The sequence below is a fragment of the Allocoleopsis sp. genome, from assembly GCF_036703385.1.
In the GTDB taxonomy this organism is placed as follows: domain Bacteria; phylum Cyanobacteriota; class Cyanobacteriia; order Cyanobacteriales; family Coleofasciculaceae; genus Allocoleopsis.
This window is the reverse complement of record NZ_DATNPA010000447.1, coordinates 1-22,531: the sequence shown is the minus strand read 5'-3', so window position 1 is coordinate 22,531 and position 22,531 is coordinate 1. Positions and strand designations below refer to the sequence as shown.

Genomic DNA, 22,531 nt, shown 5'->3' with positions numbered 1-22,531 from the left:
GGGAGGAGGAGGGGCGATAGGGCTAGGAGTCCGAGGAGTGTGAGAATGAAATTTAGCTTTTCCTTAACTCGCCATCCTAAGCTGGGTTGTTCGGCTGGAGTTAGTGCCCAACTGAGTTTGTTTTTCACAAAGTCTACGATCACCCTGCGGACATCCATTACATTGGAATCCGCCCAGCCAGGTTGTTCCTGTTGCCGATCTAGAAAGGCTTCGAGCTTGTCGCGCAGTTCGGCTTCTTGCTGGACTTGCTTTACCGTTCTACCTACAGTGTTGACGTATAACGCTTGAATCGGGACTGCGCGATCGCGCAAGTAAGCCAGACGGTTCTGTCGGTTCCGTTGTGCGGGCGCTGGATAGCCTTCACAATAACTGAAGATGCGATCAACTCCTTCTCCCGCTAAATCTAGGAGTTCATCGAGATGCTTCTCCAAAGGAGCATCAATTTCGGTTGAATATACCAGGCTTGCCGGAATTACGTTACCAAAGACATCTTTTGCCTCTTCCAGGATGACGAACCGGGCGAAGTGAACCGTACTGAACGCTGTAAAAGGAATAATGCTGTTTCCTTCGACATCTTTGCCAATGGACTCTAACAAAGTCTTGAGTTTATCTAGCTTTCCTGGCTCGATCTGGGCAATGATTGTTAGCGCAACTTGATGAGTCATGAGCCACCTCAATAAATGCGGCTTGAGAAGCTGCCGTGCATTGAACTTACAGACAGTAAGCCGCTACACAACTTACTGCAAACGGGTTTCCCCATTGTGAATTTGGATTTTATTGACTGAGCGATCGCAACTTCCTGCGGGCGATCGCTATCAGACGCAATGTGCTGTTGCACCGTACAAAAGGATGAAAGTCTTTATCCCTTCTGCCTCCTCGTATGAGTTCCGGTGCCGTCTGCCTTATTGTCCGATTAGAATTCCAGAATAAAATTCAGTAAACGTGTTTTTCCCCAATAGGCGCTGCCTAGATAAAGGCCAGGAGCAACCTCGCGGATTTCATCTCTAATTTTCTTCGCTACGAACGAGGTTTTAGAGTAATCCAAAATGGTAGCCTCTCCCTCACAAACCCAGCTCTCTCCTCTGTATATTTTTGCTTTAATCGCCTTAAACGAGAACGGGCTGACTTTATTCAACAAAAAATCTTGGTCTCGATAAAAAACTTTACCCTGCCAAGCCAGTAATTTGATTAGGGGTAACAATACCTTCGCCAAAACCGAACCAGGGATAATCATGGCTGTCCCCTTGCTGTCACCCTCCGGTATTTCACCGATGGGACTGTTCTGATAAAGCTCATCCAGCTCGGCTTGTGACATTTTCACTAAATCGGTTGTTGTTAGAGTTTGAACATTCATTACGTCTTACCTCGTTTTGTTCAAGCTTGATATATCAATCTTTCTTTATTAAGGAAAACAAAAAAGCTAGTAGCTGACTGCTAACCGCTCTAGTAAGTACCTATCTCACTGTCTATTTTCTGAAATTTTTAAGATTCTGACAGTACCCGAAAGGGTACCGTCATTATGTCCCATAATCGCCCATAATAACGAGAAGAACTACGCCTTATGGAAAACACATACAATAGTGATACATCATCTGATCGAGAATTTCCTGAAACGTTAAAAAACTAAAACCTTAGTACTTGCAAGTATTCGGTTATACATCTTGTTCATCCGTGTTCGATTGTTGCATTAGATTTTGTTTATGAGGTTTTTACCTCACCAAAGATTGATACAGAGAATGTCAGAAGCCCAATCCATGAACAATTCTCATATATGACAAAGTGTTACAGAATTCGGATTTTTCTCTTGCCAAAGGTGAGGTAGAAAAAGTTACAGTCTCGGAAATACAAGCGAAAAATTACCATCTTGCCCAAGGAACGTTAATTAATGCTTAAATTTCTCTCATCTCTCGGAAAGAATAAACCTTGGCATCGGTTGCCGACTCCCCTAGCACTCTTAAAGCTAATGGGATTCCGCGATGAACTGCGGCAACACAACCTCCACGATACGTCGCAATTACCAACTAAAGAGGGGCTTCCTAAACCTGTGCCGAGTCCCGATGGTCGCCATCTGGTTGCCCGTACAATAGATGGAAGCTTTAATGACCTAGACCGCCCAGAAATGGGTATGGTTGGCACTCGATTCGGGCGCAACGTGCCACTCAAAGAAACCTACCCTGATGAAAAGAATTTACTCAAACCCAATCCCCGCGTGATCAGTCGGGCGTTGATGACGCGAGATGAATTTAAACCTGCCGAGACGTTGAACTTGCTAGCTGCGGCCTGGATTCAGTTCCAGAACCATGAATGGTTCTTTCATGGCGACGGTCAGCCGAATAATAAAATTGAAATTCCTTTAGAAGACGGTGACCCTTGGCCTGCTGAACATCGACCCTTGGCAATCAATAAAACCTTAGAAGACCCGACTCGCCCAGAAGGAGATAAATCAGGCCCCCCAACGTTTTTGAGTCACGCTACCCACTGGTGGGATGCTTCGCAAATCTATGGTAATACTCAGGAAACCATCGATAAGCTGCGATCGCATGTCGATGGCAAGTTAATTATCGGCGAGGACGGTCTGTTACCCTTCGACCCAGAAACTGGCCTGGATATGACAGGCTTCAGCGACAACTGGTGGTTGGGGCTGGCCTTATTGCATACTCTGTTTGTCAAAGAACATAACGCTATTTGCGATCGCCTCAAACAGAAATATCCGGATTGGAAAGAGGATGACTTATTTGACCACGCCCGCCTAATTAATGCGGCGTTGATGGCTAAAATTCATACCGTTGAATGGACTCCCGGTATTCTCGGACTTCCCGCCTTGCAAATCTCCATGAACGCCAACTGGTGGGGGATGTTAGGTCAGCATGTCAAACGCATCTGGGGACGGGTTAGCGACAGTGAAGCGATTAGCGGCATTATTGGGTCGCCTACCGATCACCATACTGCTCCCTACTATCTCACGGAAGAATTCGTATCCGTGTATCGGCTGCATCCTCTGATTCCGGATGATTTGGCTGTTTATGCGATCGAAAATGGTCAATTGCGCCTGGAGAAAAATTTCTTTGAAGCGTCTGGGAAACGCACGCGGGCGGTGGTGGAAGAGGTAGGAATGCAGGATTTGTTCTACTCCTTTGGCATTGCCCATCCTGGTGCAATTACATTGCACAATTACCCTCGCTTTCTACAGCATTTGGTGAGGGACAATGGGGAGGTTTTCGATCTAGCGGCTGTCGATATTATCCGCGATCGCGAACGTGGCGTTCCTCGTTACAATCGGTTCCGAGAGCTAATTGGTCGCGGCAAGGTTAAATCCTTTGAAGAGATTACCAGTAACCCAGTCTGGGTCAAAGAACTGCGCGAAGTATATAACAATGACCTGGAAAGTGTCGATCTGATGGTTGGCATGTTCGCCGAAGACCTCCCAGAGGGCTTTGGGTTTAGCGATACGGCCTTTCGCGTATTCATCCTCATGGCCTCTCGACGCTTAAAGAGCGATCGCTTCTTTACCAAAGATTATAGAGCTGAAATCTACACCCAATTCGGCCTGGATTGGATCGACAACAACAATTTGTTGACGGTTCTGCGCCGCCACTACCCAACATTAAATCCTGCCTTAGTCGGCGTTCAAAACGGGTTTGCTCCGTGGCGTCGCGTAGGCGTGTCTGGTCATTGACCTCTTCTCTAGTAGGGAGGGGCGTACAGCCGTGCGCCCCTACAGTTGTTGTTTAATTTTTAATCAATTATGGAAAATATTCGTCAATTTTGGCATGGGGCCTGTGAATTGAACCCCTTGCCTACAGAGTATGAATCTTGGGCTGCTGCTCAAAAGCAGGACTTTCTTTGGAATCAGAACATCTTACCATCTACATACGATAAACTGCCTCCTCTGAAGAAAATCGATGTTCCTGGGTTATTTTTGACCATTCTCAAAATTAAGATGGAGCGCTTATCCGATGAAGCTCCGCCTCAGTGGAAAAAAGCAATTCATGCTCATGGTAGCGTCGCTAAAGTCAAGTTTGTACCTACACCGGATACCCCTTTTACAGGTTTATTTAAGGGAGCCGACTACGGTCTTTTGCGGTTATCCGTAACCGGTGATCCAACAGATCGAGGATTTGCTCCTGGTTTGGCACTCAAGCTTTTTGTAGATGGTCAGCCTTCAGAAAACGTCTCAGCCTTGGTTTCGTTATCAGGTCAGGGAAAAAACTATAACTTCTTTGCCCACGAATTTTCCAATATTGTTCCGGAAGAGAAAAGCTTGGGGCCTAAATTCATTAACTTAATCTTCCGTCGGGTGAGCAAATATCCGAGAAGACTCTATTTGCAAAGGTTTGGAGAACTTGACCAAAACGGTCACAAGGAAAGTGTGCCTTATTATCCAGAGCGAATTTTCCTCGTCCCAAATCCCAAGATTCAGTTTGCTGAAAGTCCGCCTCATGATTTTAGACACGACCTCGCCACAATAAAACTTGGAACATTATTATTTTCTGTTTATGGGGTCGCGCCCAACCAAGGGGGAGATGATGTTAGGAATGCTACTATCGATGATATTGAACAGCCAGCATATCGCCAAAAATCTCAGCTGGTCGGAACTATAGAAACAACGTCTGAATTTATTTCATCATTCTATGGCGATAGTCGGCTTTTCTTTAGACATCAGCGCTTTGATAATCAATAGTAATCTGTGTTCCAGAACTGATCATGCTGAGTAGAAGTGAGAATTAACCCCTTCTACAGGCGGTCGATTTTAGTTATTCATAAAACATTCTGCCGTAGAGCAGCAATGATCTGGGTGTTAGCTTTTGGGAAAGGAAACTGGTCAAGTTCGTCTAAAGTCACCCAGCGAATTTCATCACATTCAACAGGTTGGGGAATCCCTGAAAGATAGCGGCAGTGATGCACGTTCAGGGTAATACTAAAGTGGCTGTAAGCGTGATCGATGGTAATTAAGCGATCGCCTACTTCAATTTCAATCGCCAGTTCTTCCTGTATTTCTCGTTTGATACATTCCTCAATTGTTTCACCGCATTCGATTTTGCCTCCGGGAAACTCCCACAAACCACCCAGCAATCCCTCAGGGCGTCGGCGGTCTATTAAAATTTGCCCCTGCTCATTCCAGATCACGGCAACACCAATTGTTTTGTGGGGCAAGGGCGAAGAAATTTCACGCATGGGTAGCTGGGATTCAATACCTAGATTGTATGCCTGACAGGAGTCTTTCCAAGGACAACTTTTGCAATTAGGTTTTTTCGGCGTACAAATAGTGGCCCCCAAATCCATCAGCGCTTGATTGAACTCTCTGGGATGTTTTCTATCAAGCAAGGCTTCAGAAATTTGCCACAGCTGTTTTGTGGCTTTGGCGGGTGGCACGGGTAATGCTACTAATCGCGCCAGAACTCGCTTAACATTGCCATCGAGAATTGCGACGGGCTGATTGAATGCCGCGCTAAGTATCCCGCCAGCTGTTGTTAGGCCAATTCCAGGTAAAGCCAATACCTCCTCCAGCTGTGTGGGAAAGATACCATCGTATTGTTGCACAATTTTTTGCGCCGCCCGATGTAAATTACGAGCACGGCTGTAATATCCCAAGCCTTCCCAAGCTTTGAGTACCTGTTGTAAGTCAGCAGACGCCAGGGGTTCAATAGTGGGAAATTGCTCTAACCAACGGTGATAGTAAGGGATGACTGTTTTGACCTGGGTCTGTTGAAGCATAATCTCAGATACCCAGATCGGATAAGGGTCATGTCCGCGCCGCCAGGGCAAGTCTCTACCAAATTGTGTATACCAACGAAGGAGCGCTTGCCTGTTCAAATCAGCTCTAATCGAGCTACCACCTGTGAGTATAGATTGTTCTTGTCCCTGAATAATCGAAACTGACAGAGTCAGTTCCTGATCTGTCAGTGTTCGCTGTTTTTTCACAAACTCGTGTTCTCTTGAAACGGGTGAGAGCTTAGAAATTGACTCACTGAGCCACTTACTGAGCTGAGTCTAAAGGATGAGCTTCCAGCATGTGCAAAGACTTTTCATAAACCATGCGCTGTTCAGCGTTACGCAGAAAATATCCACTAATCATGGCTGAAGCTAGAAGGCGACCTAAATTCTCACGGCTGGTATTTATTGTCACACCAAAGTGTTCCGAAGGGAGGTTTCCCAGCATTCCCACAATATTGCGCTCCATCACCTGAAACACTTCAGATGACATGGGTTTAGATAGATGAGCAATTGTTTCTGGGCTCATGGATTGCACATAATCCCACAGTAAGTTGGTGTGAGCATCACTGTCAAAAAACTCTGAGCCTTGATTGGATTTGTTGTTCACCTTGATAACCTCCTAGCAACTGTTCGCTCTCCTTTTCCAGCAGGGAGGAACGGTCTGTTATTTCTATTTCTACTCTGTACGTCTATGCCAATAATGTAACAAGAGGGAACGAATAACTTAGTGGGTAGAACCGAACCAGAGACATCGGATTATCTCACCTGTTGGGCTTGAAGGCTGAAGGTTATAGGTTACAGGTTCAAAGGTTAGTTTAAGCCTTTAATTTCCCAACCTTCAACCTTCAACCTTCTAACGTTCAACCTTTTAGCTAGCTGCTATATACTCCCGCATATCCCCTTTGCGCTTGCGGAGTTTAGAGAGTGCTTCCCGCTCGATTTGTCGCACTCGTTCACGGCTGATGTTGAGGCGATCGCCAATTTTGGCTAAGGTCATGGGTTGCCCATCCTCTAAACCAAATCGGAGTGCCAATACTTCTCTCTGCTGAGGCGTTAAATCCGCCATCAACTTGTCCAAGTCAACTTGTAGCGCGGAGTGTGTCACAAAGTCTTCGGGCGAAGGGCCAGTGTCTTCCAATAGCTCTACCAGCTCTGTATCTTGATTATCTCCAACACGCAGATCCAAGGAGAGAGGTTGACGTGCCCGTTCCAGATACTCTCGCACCTGCTTCGGTGTCAACTCCAACTCTTGGGCTAACTCGGAGACTGTTGCAGCTCGTCCCAGATTTTGTGCCAGTTGGCGCTGAGCCTTTTTGATTTTGTTGAGTTTCTCGGTGATATGGATCGGAAGGCGGATCGTGCGACCTTTTTCTGCGATCGCTCTGGTAATCGCCTGCCGAATCCACCAGTAAGCATAAGTAGAAAAACGATAACCCTTGGTGGGGTCAAATTTCTCCACACCCCGCTGCATTCCAATCGTGCCTTCCTGAATCAAGTCCAGCAGGTCTACATTGCGCTTAATGTACTTCTTTGCCACTGAAACTACCAGTCGCAAATTCGCTTCCACCATCTTGCGCTTTGCTATTTCACCCGCATGAATGTGAGAATTCAACTCGCTTGAAGAAAGTGAAGTCGCTTTCGCCCATTCCTCAAGTGTTGGCTCATAACCCAGTTCTTCCCATAGGGACTCTTTCACTTCCTGCAAGGCACTTAATCGCTGCACCTGCTTTCCATAAAGAATCTCCTGCTCATGGGTCAGCAGCGGTACACGACCAATTTCTCGCAAGTAAGTACGGACTAGGTCTGTAGAGGTCTGAGCAGTTTTCATAGCGCTCGGTCTTCTAGTATGGATGGATTTAAAGTAAACAGGTTTGTTTTGATGCTCAGTTCACCAAGGGTACTAGTGAACATATCTCTATGAGAAAAAATTTAATTTATGTTTCATGATTAGCTAAGACTTGCCGACCGATCAGAACTTGACAGGCATTATAGCCAGCCTTTTTCCAATCCAGCAAATCCGCTACCAAGGTGAACACACCAGTTTTCACCCTTAGTCACGCTGTCTTTGCCAATAAGCTTTCGATTGAGCAGCACAACCTTAAGTATTGTAACATTTATTAAATAAAAGAAAACAGAAATGAGAAATCAGCTGTAAAAGCGGTTCCAGGAAGACCAGGCTTTGTATAAGGGTACCCAGGTAAGGGGTAAAAGATTGCATCCTGGAAAACAAAATCTGACAAATCTGTTCCTAATCTTAATAATCATAAGCGTAGTTCAATGAGTCAGCTAAATTCATGACCCAAACTGTCTGGATTGCAAGACACGGAAACCGCCTCGACTTTGTGAACCCCGAGTGGTTTAACACCGCCGAGCGACCCTACGACCCACCCCTTTCCTCCGATGGCATCGAACAAGCCAAGCAGCTGGGTCAACGCCTTGTAGGGGAAGGAATCGTGCATATTTTCGCTTCCCCCTTTTTGCGAACCGTGCAAACAGCCAACGAGGTAGCGAATCTTCTGGATTTACCTATGAAGCTGGAGTCGGGTCTGAGTGAATGGCTCAATCCAGATTGGATGGCAACTGCGCCAGAGCGGCTTTCCCTGGATGTTCTGCAACAGTGCTTTCCTCGAATCGATCGCAGTTATACATCCTGTGTTATAGCTCACTATCCGGAAACCAGCGACAGGGTACTCCAACGTACTGCTCAAACCGTACAACGACTGACAGCAGAATTCTCCGAAGATATCTTACTGGTCGGTCATGGAGCCTCAGTTGTCGGCTGCACGCAAGGACTCGTTGGTGGAACGCCGGAAGTAAAGGCGTCTTTGTGCTGCCTTGTGAAACTGGTGCGTCAAGAACAAGGATGGTTCATGGAACTTAACGGAGATACGTCCCACCTCAGTAAAAGTGAACAAGTCATCCGATTTCATCCCTCTTCCCCCGTGGAGACCCCCGTTATAATCAGCGCGGACATATCGAACCGTAGGTGAGTACCGCACATTAATTTAGCGGTGGGATAGCGAAGCGTTAGCGAGTCTTCGAGCGTCGGAAACGGGGGAAATTTTATGGTATATGCGCTTCGCGCAAGCTTCGCTAACAATACCCCCTAAAATTTCCCAACACAGACCAAGATTCCTCACAGAATGAATGACAAAATGTGAGACATGAGTCAACGGTGCGATTCGTTCTCTTGAAACTTCTCTAATCGTCATGATTAGGGAGAGGACAGAGGCAAGGAAAAGCGAAAGCCGAACCTTGACAACTTAGAATTCCTGTGGGTTCAATTCCCACCCTCCATTCTCCCGGAGTGAATCCGTAGTCCCACATTTTGACGGGTTGGTATCCGTCACTTGCAGTGCATGGGCTAAATGCGGGTAATGTGAAGTCGATAACAAATCCCCGCTAGGGAAGATAGGATATGGCTAGAAAAACGAACCTGCGTAAGCATCGTAACATGACTGGAAACGAAATCGACTGAAAATGCTCTCAAATGACACTAAGAGCAACCAGAGCGAGAGGGCAAAACACAGCGAAATGAATACACCGCTGCATCTCTCGATAGTGGTTACACGTCCCAGGAGAAAAGTGTTTAGGTTGCAAGAGGCTAACTAATTCGTTGAGTAGTTAGTAGTGGAGAACTCAAAACCTCGGTGTAGAGCAGGAGCCTAAATCCATCACGAAAGGAATTCTAGGAACGAAGTAACTTATCAGTACCTCTTTCCCAAAAGGATATTCACCGAACCTTGCGCGTTGAAATTGGTCTTGGAACTAGCATAACCTGTATTCTCTGGAATACACACCTTGCTACGTTAAGGCAAGAAATATCCAGTACTTGGGAGAGAAGGTTAACCAGACCGCATGGACTGATAAGAGGGATATCCCAAGAAGCCAACGCCACAGGGAAAGCCTGTTGGATATGCAGACGTGGGATGCCTACTCCGCAGGGCTACAGCCTAGTAACTCTAATAAGCCTAATGCATACGGGATTCTTCTTGGAATGTGGGATAAGGCAATGCGTACAGTAATGAACGGATGAACGGGTAACTGCCCCCGTGAAAGGTGAAAGCAAGACATCGAACGTCCTAGTAAAAGCCAAGGCGGTTGACCGTAAGGAGCCAACGAGTATAGCCTGAGACTCAACTGGAGTAATCCTGAGAGTCATCCTTGACAAAGGAGCGGTGCGTAGTAGCCGTGTGAGTTGGAAACTCTCATGCACGGTTCCGAATAGGAGGTGAGAAGAAGTGATTCATCCATCGACCTTAACCGCCTACCGATACCGTTTTTACCCAACACCGGAGCAAGAACAACTTTTGCGCCGCACGTTGGGCTGTGTTCGGTTGGTCTACAACAGAGCATTGCACACTCGCACAGAAGGCTGGTACGAAAGACAAGAGCGGGTTGACTACAAGCAGACATCTGCTATGTTGACCGCCTGGAAGAAGCAAGAAGACTTGCAATTTCTCAATGACGTTAGCTGCGTGCCATTGCAGCAGGGGTTGAGAAACCAGCAAAAAGCGTTCGCCAACTTTTGGGCAGGTCGTGCGGGGTACCCCAACTTCAAAAAGAAGCGAAGTGGTGGCAGCGCTGAATTTACCCGTTCTGCCTTTAAGTGGAAGGATGGGCAACTGTGGTTGGCAAAGTGTTCCTCTCCTGTGCCAATCCGCTGGAGTCGGATTCTTCCCAAGGGATGCGAACCGTCCACTGTGACTGTTCGCTTGGATGCATCGGGGCGTTGGTTTGTATCGCTGTTGGTTGAAGACCACACGGTTAAGGCACTGCCTCAAACCGACAAAGCAGTGGGGATTGACGCGGGAATCACCTCTTTGGTTGCTACCAGCGATGGGGAGAAGATTGTTAATCCTAAGCACTTTAAGCGGCTTAGATATAAGTTGAGACAAGCTCAAAAAGCATTGTCTGGCAAGGTTAAAGGCTCGAACAATAGAGAAAAAGCACGGGCTAAAGTTGCCCGCATTCACGCTAAAGTTGCCGATGCCCGAACAGATTTCCTTCACAAGTTGACTACTCGACTGGTACGTGAAAACCAAACGATTGCCGTTGAGGACTTGGCTGTGAAGAACATGATGAAGAACCACAAGTTGGCACAAGCTATTGCTGATGCAAGTTGGTCTCTGGTGGTTCGCCAGTTGGAATATAAGTGCCAGTGGTACGGTCGGACACTGGTGAAGATTGACCGATGGTTCCCCAGTTCTAAACGCTGTGGACATTGCGGTCACGTTGTCGATAAATTGCCGCTTGATATCAGGGAGTGGGATTGTCCAAAATGTGGGACACGCCACGACCGAGACATCAATGCCGCATATAATATTCTCGCCGCAGGGCTTGCGGTGATAGTCTGTGGAGCGAACGTAAGACCTGATGGGCATGAGTCCAAAGGGCAGTTGCAAAAGACCCGAAAGGGAAAGAAGCAGAAACTCAAATCGTGAGGTTTGGGAATCTCCCGTTATAGCCATAGGCTTAACGGAAGAGGATGTCAATGAACCTTTCTTGCGGCGGACTTTAAAAATTGCGTTTACATGGCAAAATGCCTGTGGTAAGGGAACAGAGGGGGAGAATCTCCATAAATGACATTACTATTGGCAGGAGATATCGGTGGGACTAAAACGATTCTGCGTTTGGTGGAAGATTCCCCAGGGCCATCCTGGCAAACTCTTCATGAGTCGCTTTATTCTAGCCGCGACTTTCCTGACTTGGTGCCAATCGTGCAAAAGTTCTTGTTGGCAGCGAAGCAACAGTTCGGCACGATACCTCGCCCAGAAAAAGCTTGTTTTGCGATCGCAGGCCCTGTTGTTAACGATACCTGCGTACTGACAAACCTAGCTTGGGTCTTGGATGCTAGGCGCTTGGAAACAGAACTCGACATTGGCAAAATTCACTTGATTAACGACTTTGCCGCCGTCGGTTACGGTATCCTCGGCTTAGAAGCCAAAGACCTTGACACACTGCAACAGGCAACGCCTCAACTCGATGCCCCCATTGGGGTTATCGGTGCTGGTACAGGCTTGGGAGAGGGATTCCTGATTCACCAAGCAGGAAATTATCAAGTGTTTGCTACAGAAGGGGGTCACGCCGACTTTGCTCCCCGCAATGAGCTAGAATTCCAGCTTCTGCAATACTTACGAGATAAATACGATATTCAGCGTATTTCCGTTGAGCGCGTTGTTTCGGGACAAGGCATTGTTGCACTTTACCAGTTTCTCAGAGACCGTCAGGTTGCTCAAGAATCTTCTGAAATTGGAGAGATTGTTAGAACTTGGGAGCGAGAGACAGGGCGCACGGAGAAAAGTGTAGACCCAGCCGCCGTGATCGCACAAGCCGCTTTAGAAAAGCGCGATCGCTTATGCGAACAGACATTACAAATGTTTGTCGAGGCTTACGGTGCTGAGGCGGGTAATCTTGCCCTGAAACTGTTGCCTTATGGAGGTTTGTATGTCGCGGGAGGAATTGCCGCTAAAATCCTACCGTTGATTCAAGAAGGTAGTTTTCTGCGAGCGTTTGGTCAAAAAGGTCGGGTGAGTCCTTTACTCGAAAGGGTGCCCGTACATGTCGTTTTGAATGCCCAAGTTGGGTTAATTGGAGCGGCAATTTGTGCCTCTAGAATGGAGTAGTAACCCATTCCCTTCTCTCAATAAGTAGTTAGACGTAATTAACTACACAAAAAATGGGCTGAAAACTTTTTCTAGCAAGGAATCAGTATGTAATTAATTCTGTCTGGTTACTTAACAAATTTACATGTTGACCGCCATTCCTAGAGAGCGCCAAATACGAGATTATGGCGATAGTCTTCTAGTGCTTGACGGCGAGCAAAACTGAACACTCCAGTCGGGACGGTTGCGATCGCTGAGGCTAACGCTACACTTTTAACGTCGCTACCGCTCTTGTGAGCGTTAGCACAGCAATTGGATGAGAAGCTGCTCACAAAAGGTGCTTTAGAAATGAGCGGCAACCTCACTAGGCAAACGCGACGATTCACTGGAAAGAATGTTTTTAGTCTCCAGGTCTAAACCCAAAGGAAAGACGAAAATTTCTTTATTATGAACCATCGCTTTACGGTAAAGCGAGATCGCTTCATTCAAACAGAAACAGGTCATGGGAATCCATCGCTCGCTGTAGAAGTAGACTACAACTCGATTTGTTGACTCCTCCCCGTAAGGTAGCGGATTTTGCCAGGGTGACATCATGAAGAAAAAAAACTTAAAGGTTAAGTATGTTATAGGTATGTTTATTTACATTTATGTCTGTAATACACTTGTATTACCACCTACCCTTAGTCATATATCCAAAGTTATATTTTTTCTCCGGCCTTCCTGTGTTCTCGGCTACTTCTTAGGAGGTGTCGGAGTAGGCACAGAGAAGTTCGCATCTGCCGTAAGCATAGGGAATTAAGCAATTATTCCCCAGGAACTCCCAGAAATTATTAAGTGAATCCGTAGAGGTATCGGTAAAATTTACTACCCGTGAGTTGACTTACCGGAAAATCAAGTCCAACCGTTGCTGGGCTTTCTCAAGCGCTTCCCGTGGAGAGTTTTTGCTCAATAGCACGGCCTCGATCGCACGACCTAAATTCTCAGAAATTCGGGGGTAGTCTTTAAGGAGAGGCCGCGATCGCCCGAACTCGGCCTGCTTCAGAAATACCTTGACAGTGGATTGCTGCTCCACGAAGGCTTGATAAGCCTTACTTTGACGTGCCTTGAGATTGACAGGTAGATAACCTGTCCCGATCGCCCATTGAGTCTGAAACTCTTCCCCCATGACATACTCAGCAAACCTAAACGCTGCCTGTTCGCGTTCGCGGTTCGTTTTAAACAAAAACAAATTCTCACCGCCGATGACCGTTGCCTGTCGTGCCGCCGATGGCATCGGGAAGACACCAAAATCAACACCTGTTGCTTGCAGTTGTCCCAACGTCCAAGGGCCAGAGAACTGCATTGCCACCTTACCCGCGAGGAAGCCATCCATCTCATATCCTCGTTCTGGCACAGACAAGGCGGCTGAACCATCCTCAATCAAATCGTGCCAAAATTGCAGTGCTGCGATCGCTCCTTGATTCACTAAATTTACGCCCCCTCCAGGAGTGGGAGAGTAGGGAAAGTTTTGTACTCCGTTGCTGAACTTGAGTAAAGAATCGCTCCCCATGCTCTCTCCTACCAACTCACCTCCCCCACTCCACATAAACGGCAACCACATAAATACCGTCCACTCACCCTTACCCAAAGGCAAGAGTATCCCATGCTGATCAACCCGCTCATCACCATCAAGATCGCAGGTGAGCGTTTTAGCGACCTCCCGCAACTCCTCCCATGTCTTGGGCAACTGGGTAATTCCCGCTGCCTCAAACAACGATGGACGATAAAAAATTCCTGCATTATTCGTCCCAAACGGCACCGACCAGTTATGACCCAAAAATTGCATAGATTCAAACAGCGCTGGGTCAATTTCGTCCTTTACCGATGAGGCCGCCAGGAATTCGTCCAAAGGGCGAATAGCATTCAGCTCCACTAACTGCCCTGTAAGGGTGGGATTGAACCACAACATATCTGGCGGTACATTGCCCACAACACTGGCTAAAATTTTCGGTATCTGCTGGTCTTCTTGACCCACATACAGCGATTTCACCTGAATGTCTGGATGTTCCTGGTTAAACCGCTCCACTAACTCTTGTAAAACATCACGATTGTGGGGCGGGTTCACGCCATGCCACAGTGTTAGCTGAAGCACACCTGCCTTATCAGGATGCCCCTGTAGCTGACATCCCCCCAAGAGCAACAGACAAATCCCCAATACGCACCATTGGTGTATATGGAACCAAAAATTTCCCGCTTGCTGTGCAAAAGTTTGAGCTTTCTCACCGACCACAGCCATAAATAAACAAATTCCTACTCACTTCAAGGGTAAATTTACGGAGAACAGCTCCCTAGAAAAAGCTTACATCCCCGTATTTTCCACGAGGGATTCTCATCAGTGGGTATGCAACAATTTACGAGAAGCAACTCATCGGTAGATTGCTATTGAGGTAAACGCCTTGTGAAGGTTGCGGAACGAGTGAGCAGTTTCAGCTTTGTTATTTATTTAGCATTCAGCGGACAATCGCACTACCAAAGGCCAATGGAGGGAACAAATGACAAAAATTTTGGTAATTGAGGATGAAGAAAGTGTGCGAGAGAACATTGTGGAACTGCTAGACACTGAGGGTTTTGAGGCGATCTCGGCGAAAAATGGTCGTATTGGTCTCTCTCTTGCCCAGAAAGAGCTTCCCGATCTGATCTTGTGCGATGTCCGAATGCCGGAACTTGACGGTTACGGTGTGCTAACAGGGCTACGCTCGGAACCGAAAACCGCTGCGATTCCATTCATCTTTCTGACCGCCAAAGCCGCTAAAACGGATTTAAGCCTGGGTCTGGAATTAGGAGCTAATGCTTATATTACTAAGCCGTTTACTCTAGTGGAAGTGCTAGACCGGATCGAGGAAACGCTCCTGCACGCGCCAGCACAAGCGGCTCCAATTGAGATCAGGTAAGTAGTTAGACGTAATTAATTACACAAAAAATGGGCTGAAAACTTTGTCTAGCAAGGAATCAGTATGTAATTAATTCTGTCCGGTTACTCAAGTGGCTAGAACTGAATAGACTTCTGGCAAAAGTCGGGGAAGGGGGAAAGGGATTGACCTCTCCTTTCCCCGATCGCTCTTTAACCTTCACCCACTAGGAGTAAAAGTGGCTTTGGCCAGAGATCCAATAGGGTATAGGGATTAGGCCGATAGGTGGTTAGGGAAGAAGTTTACAACGATTAATCCTGAGTCCTTCTCCTACTTCCTGCCCTCCTACTCTGCCTACAGCCTATCGGCAATCTTCCATTCCCTAGTTGCTGTCCATCCGTTGCGACTTATGGCTACTTCACCCAACCCTCTACCGAACCACTCGACGATTGATCAGGAGGCGATTGACTCACATCTTCTGGCTGTTCAGGCGGCAATGATGAACCAAATTGCCCAAGCGACATTGGGGAGGCTGGTTCTCGATGACGTACTGCACTGCATCGCTAGACAGCTACAAGAGGCCCTCTCAGTTAGCGGCTGTTTAATTGTTCAACTTGACGATACTCAAGGTAGGGAGGGAGGAAGCGATCGCGAACACAGTTTAGCTTCACGATGGGTGAAGGTGGCAACGACCCAACCCAATAGCGAAGTTGTTCCGTTTGATCGTCTCTACCGTTTATTTTGTAACGTCTACCAGTCTTCTCACTCCTGGCTAGCTCAGGGAAAATCCGTAGGCTTCCCTGGCGCTGGGCAACAAATCTCACCCGTGATTCAGAATTCAGCCAAGGAATCGGGTCTTTGGGGACTTTTGATGGTGCCGTTGTTACACTCCTCCTTTGACCTCGGTGCGATTATCCTTTATCAGTGTGAACCTCAACGGGAATGGACGTATCAGGAAATCGCCTTTGTTCAAGCGATCGCTGATCAGTGTGCGATCGCCCTGTTTGTCGCTGCACTTGAACAACGTGCCAAGCACACACAATCCGCACTACAAGCCAGCGTTGACAGAAACCGTGCCCTCTTAGAAGTGATACCGGATGCGATATTTCGCGTCACACGAGATGGCATCTATTTGGATGGCAAAGCTGCCAAACAGGATACTCTATCAGCTTCTACTACTGAAATCATGGGGCGACATTTGCATCAAGTCTTGCCCACTGAGGTGGCAGGGCTGATTTGGCATCACGTTGAGCTAGCCATTGAAACCCATGAAATGCAACTTGTTGAATATCATCTTTGGGTAAATGGCAAATCCCATCACTTTGAAGCTCGCATTATTAAAAGTGGAGCTGATGAAGTTGCTGTGATTGTACAGGACATCACCGAGCGTGTAGAAGTACGAGTTGCCCTAGAACAACTCAATGATGCCTTGGAAATCCGAGTGGCAGAGCGCACAGCGGCCTTAAGGGAGGCGAACCGCATCCTAAGAGCCGAGATTATCGAGCGTCACAGGGCACAGGAGCAACTCAAGGAGAGTGAAGAGCGGTTTCGCAATTTAGTCGAAACCAGCAGTGATTGGGTATGGGAAGTTAATGAAAATGCTGTTTATACCTATGCCAGCCCTAAGGTTGAGAGCGTGTTAGGTTACAAAGCTTCAGACGTTTTAGGCAAGACGACCTTTGACTTCATGCCACCCCAAGAGCGTCAGCGTGTTGCTGACCTTTTTGCTCAACTTTCCACCTCGCGGCAACCTTTCACCTGTGTCGAAAATACAACTATCCATAAAGATGGTCATCTGGTGGTTCTCGAACGCAGCGGTGTGCCGATTTTTGATGCTAAAGGTATATTTTGTGGTTATCGCGGGATTGATCGGGACATCACTGAACGCAAAAAGTCAGAGAAGGAAGTCCAGTTCTTGCACTCAATCACGCGAGCCATCTTTGAGTCACAAGACTTTTATGCTGCCCTCAGCGTGGCACTCCAGAAAGTCTGTGAAGCCACTGGCTGGGATTTTGGTGAAGCTTGGGTACCTAGAGCTGATGGTACTGTTCTGGAATGCAGTCCTGCCTGGTTCAGCAAGACCAAAAATCTAGAGACGTTCCGCCGCGCCAGCGAGACGTTGACCTTTGCTCCCCATGAGGGATTACCAGGACGTGTCTGGAGCAGGCAAAAGCCTGAGTGGCGACGAGATGTTTCAGCCGAGTCCAATCAAATTTATCTTCGTGCCCAACTGGCGAGGGAAGCAGGTCTTAAAGCGGCATTGGGAATTCCCCTCCTGACCACTGATGGTGTGCTTGCTGTCCTCATCTTTTATATGTTTGAATCCAAGGACGAAGACCAACGGTTAATTGAATTGATTGCTGCTTCAACAGAATTAGGTTTAATGATTCAACGCAAGCAGGCAGAAGGAGAAATTCGCAAGGCATTGGAGAAAGAAAAGGAACTGAGGGAACTCAAATCTCGCTTTATCACCATGACCTCTCACGAGTTTCGCACTCCTCTGACAACGATTCACTCTTCAGCTGAATTACTGGAAAATTACGGTCATAAATGGACTCAGGAGAAAAAACTGACTCACCTAAAGCGGATTCAAACATCGGTCAAACACATGACCCGACTTTTGAATGATGTCTTAATCCTGGGGAAAGTAGAAGCCGAAAAATTAAAGTTAAATCCAGTGCCGTTGGATTTAGAAAAATTCTGCCATAATTTGGTGGAAGAATTGCAACTCAATGACAATAACCAGCACACAATTATTTTTACTTGTGACTGGGGACTAGGCATGGAGAAAGGGAGAGGGAGTATGGGGGAGAGGGGGACGGGAGCTTTAGTGAGGACGGGAGAGCGGGAGAACTTCTCAAGTCAATCCCCACAGGAGCAACACACACTCTTTTCCTCCCTCTCTCAGCCATATATGGATGAGAAGTTACTACGGCAAATCCTGGAAAATTTGCTGAGTAATGCCATTAAGTATTCCCCTAACGGTAGTACCATCGACTTGACAATTAGCGCCTTAGAAGAGCAAGCTATATTTCAAATTCGCGATCGCGGCATCGGAATTCCGAGCGAAGACCAACCGCGACTATTTGAGACTTTCCACCGGTCAACGAATGTTGGAACAATTGCCGGAACGGGTCTGGGACTGGCAATCGTTAAAAAGTGTGTTGATATCCACCAAGGACAGATTGCCGTGGAGAGTGAAATCGGGGTAGGCACTACATTTACAGTCACGCTACCAATCTATAACTTGGAACACATTGGAACCAGCTCATGAAGAAAATTCTGATCATTGAAGACGAAGAGTTCGTCCGGGAAAACATTCTAGAATTATTAGATGTTGAAGGATTTGAGGTAATCGGTGCAGAAAATGGACAAATCGGTGTAGATTTAGCCAAAGCCATGATTCCCGATTTGATTTTGTGTGATGTGATGATGCCGGGGTTAGATGGTTACGGCGTTCTGACAGCGCTGCGTCAAGACTCGCTCACGGCATCGATTCCTTTTATATTCTTAACGGCGAAAGCGGCGAAAGCAGATTTTCGTCAGGGGATGGAATTGGGCGCAGACGATTATATTACCAAACCGTTTACGAGAGCCGAATTGCTAGGTGCGATCGCCAGCCGACTGAAAAAACAAGCGGCTCTTGAACAGCGTTATCACACCGAACTTCAGCAAACCAAAGACCAACTGAATTACTTAATCCACTATGACAGTTTAACCAATTTACCGAATCAGCTGTCGTTGCGAGAGCGGTTTAAGCAGGTACAACCAATAGACAGCCATGTCCAAAAATTAGTAACGGTTCTGTCTCTGGGTTTAGATCGATTTAACCAAATCAACGATAACTTAGGTCACGCCGTCGGTGACTTATTGCTCAAAGCCGTTGCCGATCGCATTACGGCTTGTGTGGGTAGCCAAGACATAGTGGCTCGCTTAAACGCTGCTCAATTTGCCATTATCCTATCCTGGGAAAAGCCTCCTGGCGTGTTGGAGGACACGCAAGAAACCTGTTGTCCCACCACTCAGTATAAGAAAGATGTGGCTCATGTCGCCCAAACTATTCTCACGAGTCTCTCCCAAACCTTTGAGTTAGCCAATCAAGAACTCTTTATCACTGCTAGCATCGGCATCGCTCTTTATCCTCGTGATGGCACAAAGATTGAACAATTGCTCAATCATGCTAATACAGCGATGACTCAAGCCAAGCAGCATGGAGGCGATCAATATCAATTTTATACTGCCGCCTTTAACATCGGCTCTTCGGAGCGCCTTGCCTTACAGAGCAGCCTCCGCCATGCCTTGGAACGCCAAGAACTATTGGTCTACTACCAACCCCAAGTCAATCTCAAAACCGGAAAAATCGTTGGCACAGAAGCCTTAGTGCGTTGGCAGCATCCAGAACGTGGTCTAGTTTCACCCGATAAATTTATTCCGATCGCAGAAGAAACCGGACTGATTGTACCAATTGGAGAGTGGGTGTTGAAGACGGCTTGCCAGCAAACGAAAATTTGGCAAGATGCGGGTTTTAGAGGTTTACGGGTAGCCGTAAACCTATCCAGCCGTCAATTCAGTCAAATCGATTTGCGCCATCAGTTAGTGGCAATCCTCATGGAAACAGGGCTTGACCCTAAATATATCGAGTTAGAGCTAACTGAAAGCATGTTGGTACAAAACACGGAGGTGGCCATTCGTCGGTTGAATGCCTTGAAGTCCTTAGGCGTAGAAATTGCCATTGATGATTTTGGCACAGGGTATTCTTCCTTGAGCTACTTGCAGCAATTTCCCTTCGATATTTTAAAAATCGACCGCTGCTTCATCCGTAATATTACGGAAAATCCCAGCAATTCTGCTATTACAAAAGCCATTATTGAAATGGCAAAAACTCTCAATCTGAAATTGGTTGCCGAAGGCGTCGAAACCGAATCTGAACTCTCTTTTGTTTGCCAACATCAGTGTGATGGAATGCAAGGCTATTTGTTCAGTCGTCCACTGCCAGCTCATGAGTTTCAACAATTGCTAATCAGCAATAAATGTCTACCGCTACCATTAGCTCAACAAAGCGGGGTATTGTGAACAGATAAAACAATGACGAAAATTTGGGCAAAGACCTACCGCTTAAGCCGTGGGTCTTGCTCACGATTGCCGAACACACTGATCCAGGTACCCTCTTGTTTTTCGGACAGACTAGTGCAGCGTGGCATAAATAACTATCCAGTTGAAAAAGGTTAAAAAGCTTACTGTACAAACTTTCTTGCCTTTTGCCTTCTGCCTCCTGTCTACTCAAGAAGGAAAACGCTAGGTGAACTGCCTTCTTTCACTAGCATCTCACAGTCCAGTGACCAGTGGTAACTCCTCTGAATTAGAAGGAGCCTCCAATAAACAGTATTGATTGAGAGCTATCAGGGGTACGCTCAAGCCTGTCATTTCTCGGGTTGGTATTGCAACATTTTGATAAAACTCGAATTGGCCTTGCTTGATTTGAAACAAAGCACAGACTTGCTGCAATACCTGAACCTTAAATAGATGTTTCACTTGTTCGGCTTCTAAAATCAATCGCTTTTTAAGGCACAAACCCAGCGGTTGATTGATTGGACAAGACTGCGCTAATTCGGTAACTAGGCGATTTTTGATGCCTTGGTCTTGCGCAATTAGGGAAACTAAACCTTGTTGGTCTAATCGATTAGCAACAGCCACAATACGACCTTGATACACCCAGATGTAATAAGTAAGCGGTAATGCTTCTGGGTATGGGGATGACACATGGAGCCTCAGAACGCCAGTTTTGTGGCCTTTCTCGATCAACAGAAAAATTTCCTCTAAGGAGCAGTCTGAGAGAAACCCTTTAGTAGACACAATGGTTTAATTTAAGATTAGTTTAAGGTTAAGTCTGGCCTGGAGCGCCTATCAGTTTATCAGTATTTATGCAACGACTTCCAGAACACGATTAATATTTTAATATTTTGATTTTACAATCAAAAATATATATTGCTTGGTACCTAACTTCTATCGATGGCACTTAAATCATTAAATATATTAATATAATTAATGTTATTTTTTATACTAAAAATAACCACAAAAATTCCCTTCCTATTATTTATAATATCTCCTAAAATCTAGGCAGAAGTATCAGCCTCATGGAGTAATGTCCTCTCGATAGTGTTAATGAATGATATAACCCTAAGCTGTTATGCATTTAAATTGGGTATTCCCTGTTGCCCGCTTCCTTTGAGGAATTTAGGCGTCCCAATCTGAATGCTGAACAGCTTATCCTGTAGGGTATGGTGGCGTAAGTCTTGTAACGTGAGATTCAAGCAAAGTCTTACTAATGGATTTTGTAGGTTTATCTTTTCAGCCGTCAATCAAAAAAGTATGTCTACTACAGGTTTTCTCTCGGATTTTTCCTTACGAGAAATTTTTCAGTTTATCGATCAAGGACATAAGACTGGTATGTTGAGTGTTCGTCTGTTGCCAGAAGCCCAATCAACATCACCGCTAAGCTTTTACGTGACTTCTTACATTTGGGTCTACCAAGGTTACATCGTGGCAGCCGCTCATAAATTAGACCAGCAAGGTTTAGTTTCCCTGATTCAGCAATGCCAGATGGTTAGCGATCGCGTATTCGACAAACTTGTACATTGGTGCTGTCCCATTGATGAACCGCTCGGTCTGTACCTGAAAAATCAAGGTGTATTAAAACCTGAGCAGCTGAAACAGCTATTCCATGTGCAGGTATTACAGCCGATATCTAGCTTATTTCGGGTCAAGGAAGGTGAGTTTAAATTTGAGCCAAAGAAGTTTATACCTACACGAGAAATGACTGGCTTGAGTGTACCAGCCATCATTCTCAATAAATATGGCTTAATTCATAGTCTCTTAGAACAAGTTGATAATTATTGTCTGAATTTAGAATCATTGCCCTGCCTTCTGAAGGCAGAAGTACGAGGGCAGAGGGCAGAAGGCTCCCATGTATTAAAAATGTGGGATTGAAAAAGGATGTTTTGTTTAGGAAGTTGCGCTGTATCCTGTATTCTGTTTTCTGTATTCTCGTCAGTGCGATCGCGAATTGTGTCCCAAAACTCTTCCCCATCTCTCCCAATTCCCGAAGATCAAAGCCCAAATCTTGCCAAGCGAGTGGTATTCTGCGACTTTGACGGCACAATCACCGCAGAAGAAACCTTTGTAGGGATGCTCAAGACGTTTGCACCCGAACTGTCCCAACAACTGATGCCCGAAATGTATGCGAGGCGATTAACGTTACGGGAAGGAGTGCGGCAACTCTTGGAATCCATTCCCTCAGCCTGTTATCCCGAAATCCTTGAATAT

General features: G+C 46.4%; 17 protein-coding genes and 2 pseudogenes. 10 read left to right on the top strand and 9 right to left on the bottom strand.

Features of this window, described 5'->3' with window-relative positions; all coding sequences use genetic code 11:
- From V6C93_RS22115 to V6C93_RS22105, 3 genes and pseudogenes are all read right to left on the bottom strand, one after another.
- Nucleotides 1-665, bottom strand: a pseudogene (locus V6C93_RS22115) (hypothetical protein); the annotation flags it as partial.
- A gap of 8 nt (nt 666-673) precedes the next feature.
- A complete protein-coding gene (locus V6C93_RS22110) occupies nt 674-838 on the bottom strand; it encodes a hypothetical protein (RefSeq protein ID WP_333478838.1) in 165 nt (54 codons plus the stop codon).
- A gap of 75 nt (nt 839-913) precedes the next feature.
- Entirely contained in the window at nt 914-1,354 is a 441-nt protein-coding gene (locus tag V6C93_RS22105) for a hypothetical protein (RefSeq protein WP_333478837.1), read from the bottom strand.
- A gap of 531 nt (nt 1,355-1,885) precedes the next feature.
- On the opposite strand from V6C93_RS22105, the gene V6C93_RS22100 reads away from it, so the two are divergent.
- Together V6C93_RS22100 and V6C93_RS22095 are read left to right on the top strand one after the other, a co-directional pair.
- Nucleotides 1,886-3,676, top strand: a complete 1,791-nt coding sequence (locus tag V6C93_RS22100; RefSeq protein ID WP_333478836.1) for a peroxidase family protein — start codon at nt 1,886-1,888, stop codon at nt 3,674-3,676.
- 69 nt (nt 3,677-3,745) lie between these two features.
- Nucleotides 3,746-4,681 (top strand): hypothetical protein, encoded by a 936-nt coding sequence (locus V6C93_RS22095; RefSeq protein WP_333478835.1) that lies wholly within the window; start codon nt 3,746-3,748, stop codon nt 4,679-4,681.
- Between the two features lie 77 nt (nt 4,682-4,758).
- Here the strand turns inward: V6C93_RS22095 and mutY are convergent, their stop codons facing one another.
- From mutY to V6C93_RS22080, 3 genes are all read right to left on the bottom strand, one after another.
- On the bottom strand, nt 4,759-5,868 hold the full coding sequence (gene mutY, locus V6C93_RS22090) for an A/G-specific adenine glycosylase (protein WP_414644243.1): 1,110 nt from the start codon (nt 5,866-5,868) through the stop codon (nt 4,759-4,761).
- Between the two features lie 109 nt (nt 5,869-5,977).
- The gene (locus V6C93_RS22085) at nt 5,978-6,322 is read right to left on the bottom strand and encodes a DUF760 domain-containing protein (protein ID WP_333478833.1); all 345 of its coding nucleotides are present in this window, start codon (nt 6,320-6,322) and stop codon (nt 5,978-5,980) included.
- Nucleotides 6,323-6,583: 261 nt separating this feature from the next.
- Complete coding sequence (locus V6C93_RS22080; RefSeq protein WP_333478832.1) at nt 6,584-7,543, bottom strand: RNA polymerase sigma factor, RpoD/SigA family; 960 nt, start codon at nt 7,541-7,543, stop codon at nt 6,584-6,586.
- Nucleotides 7,544-8,009: 466 nt separating this feature from the next.
- Between V6C93_RS22080 and V6C93_RS22075 the strand changes: the two genes are divergently transcribed.
- The 3 genes from V6C93_RS22075 (at nt 8,010) to V6C93_RS22065 (ending at nt 12,341) form a co-directional block, all read left to right on the top strand.
- Complete coding sequence (locus V6C93_RS22075; RefSeq protein ID WP_333478831.1) at nt 8,010-8,705, top strand: histidine phosphatase family protein; 696 nt, start codon at nt 8,010-8,012, stop codon at nt 8,703-8,705.
- Nucleotides 8,706-9,956: 1,251 nt separating this feature from the next.
- Nucleotides 9,957-11,159, top strand: a complete 1,203-nt coding sequence (locus V6C93_RS22070) for an RNA-guided endonuclease TnpB family protein (protein WP_333478830.1) — start codon at nt 9,957-9,959, stop codon at nt 11,157-11,159.
- Nucleotides 11,160-11,297: 138 nt separating this feature from the next.
- A complete protein-coding gene (locus V6C93_RS22065; RefSeq protein ID WP_333478829.1) occupies nt 11,298-12,341 on the top strand; it encodes a glucokinase in 1,044 nt (347 codons plus the stop codon).
- Nucleotides 12,342-12,481: 140 nt separating this feature from the next.
- On the opposite strand, the gene V6C93_RS22060 is transcribed toward V6C93_RS22065, so the two are convergent.
- Nucleotides 12,482-12,706, bottom strand: a complete 225-nt coding sequence (locus tag V6C93_RS22060; protein ID WP_333478828.1) for a hypothetical protein — start codon at nt 12,704-12,706, stop codon at nt 12,482-12,484.
- A gap of 494 nt (nt 12,707-13,200) precedes the next feature.
- Nucleotides 13,201-14,595 (bottom strand): ABC transporter substrate-binding protein, encoded by a 1,395-nt coding sequence (locus tag V6C93_RS22055; RefSeq protein WP_333478827.1) that lies wholly within the window; start codon nt 14,593-14,595, stop codon nt 13,201-13,203.
- A 256-nt stretch (nt 14,596-14,851) separates the two neighbouring features.
- Between V6C93_RS22055 and V6C93_RS22050 the strand changes: the two genes are divergently transcribed.
- From V6C93_RS22050 to V6C93_RS22040, 3 genes are all read left to right on the top strand, one after another.
- The gene (locus V6C93_RS22050) at nt 14,852-15,250 is read left to right on the top strand and encodes a response regulator transcription factor (RefSeq protein WP_333478826.1); all 399 of its coding nucleotides are present in this window, start codon (nt 14,852-14,854) and stop codon (nt 15,248-15,250) included.
- 367 nt (nt 15,251-15,617) lie between these two features.
- Entirely contained in the window at nt 15,618-18,482 is a 2,865-nt protein-coding gene (locus tag V6C93_RS22045; RefSeq protein WP_333478825.1) for a PAS domain S-box protein, read from the top strand.
- Nucleotides 18,479-20,281 (top strand): putative bifunctional diguanylate cyclase/phosphodiesterase, encoded by a 1,803-nt coding sequence (locus V6C93_RS22040; protein WP_333478824.1) that lies wholly within the window; start codon nt 18,479-18,481, stop codon nt 20,279-20,281. Before V6C93_RS22045 ends, V6C93_RS22040 begins: the two co-directional genes overlap by 4 nt.
- A gap of 252 nt (nt 20,282-20,533) precedes the next feature.
- On the opposite strand, the gene V6C93_RS22035 is transcribed toward V6C93_RS22040, so the two are convergent.
- A complete protein-coding gene (locus V6C93_RS22035; protein ID WP_333478823.1) occupies nt 20,534-21,061 on the bottom strand; it encodes a DUF4388 domain-containing protein in 528 nt (175 codons plus the stop codon).
- Between the two features lie 516 nt (nt 21,062-21,577).
- Here V6C93_RS22035 and V6C93_RS22030 point away from each other — a divergent pair.
- Both V6C93_RS22030 and V6C93_RS22025 read left to right on the top strand, forming a co-directional pair.
- Entirely contained in the window at nt 21,578-22,195 is a 618-nt protein-coding gene (locus V6C93_RS22030) for a DUF4388 domain-containing protein (RefSeq protein ID WP_333478822.1), read from the top strand.
- Between the two features lie 6 nt (nt 22,196-22,201).
- Nucleotides 22,202-22,531 (top strand): annotated as a pseudogene (locus V6C93_RS22025) (hypothetical protein); the annotation flags it as partial.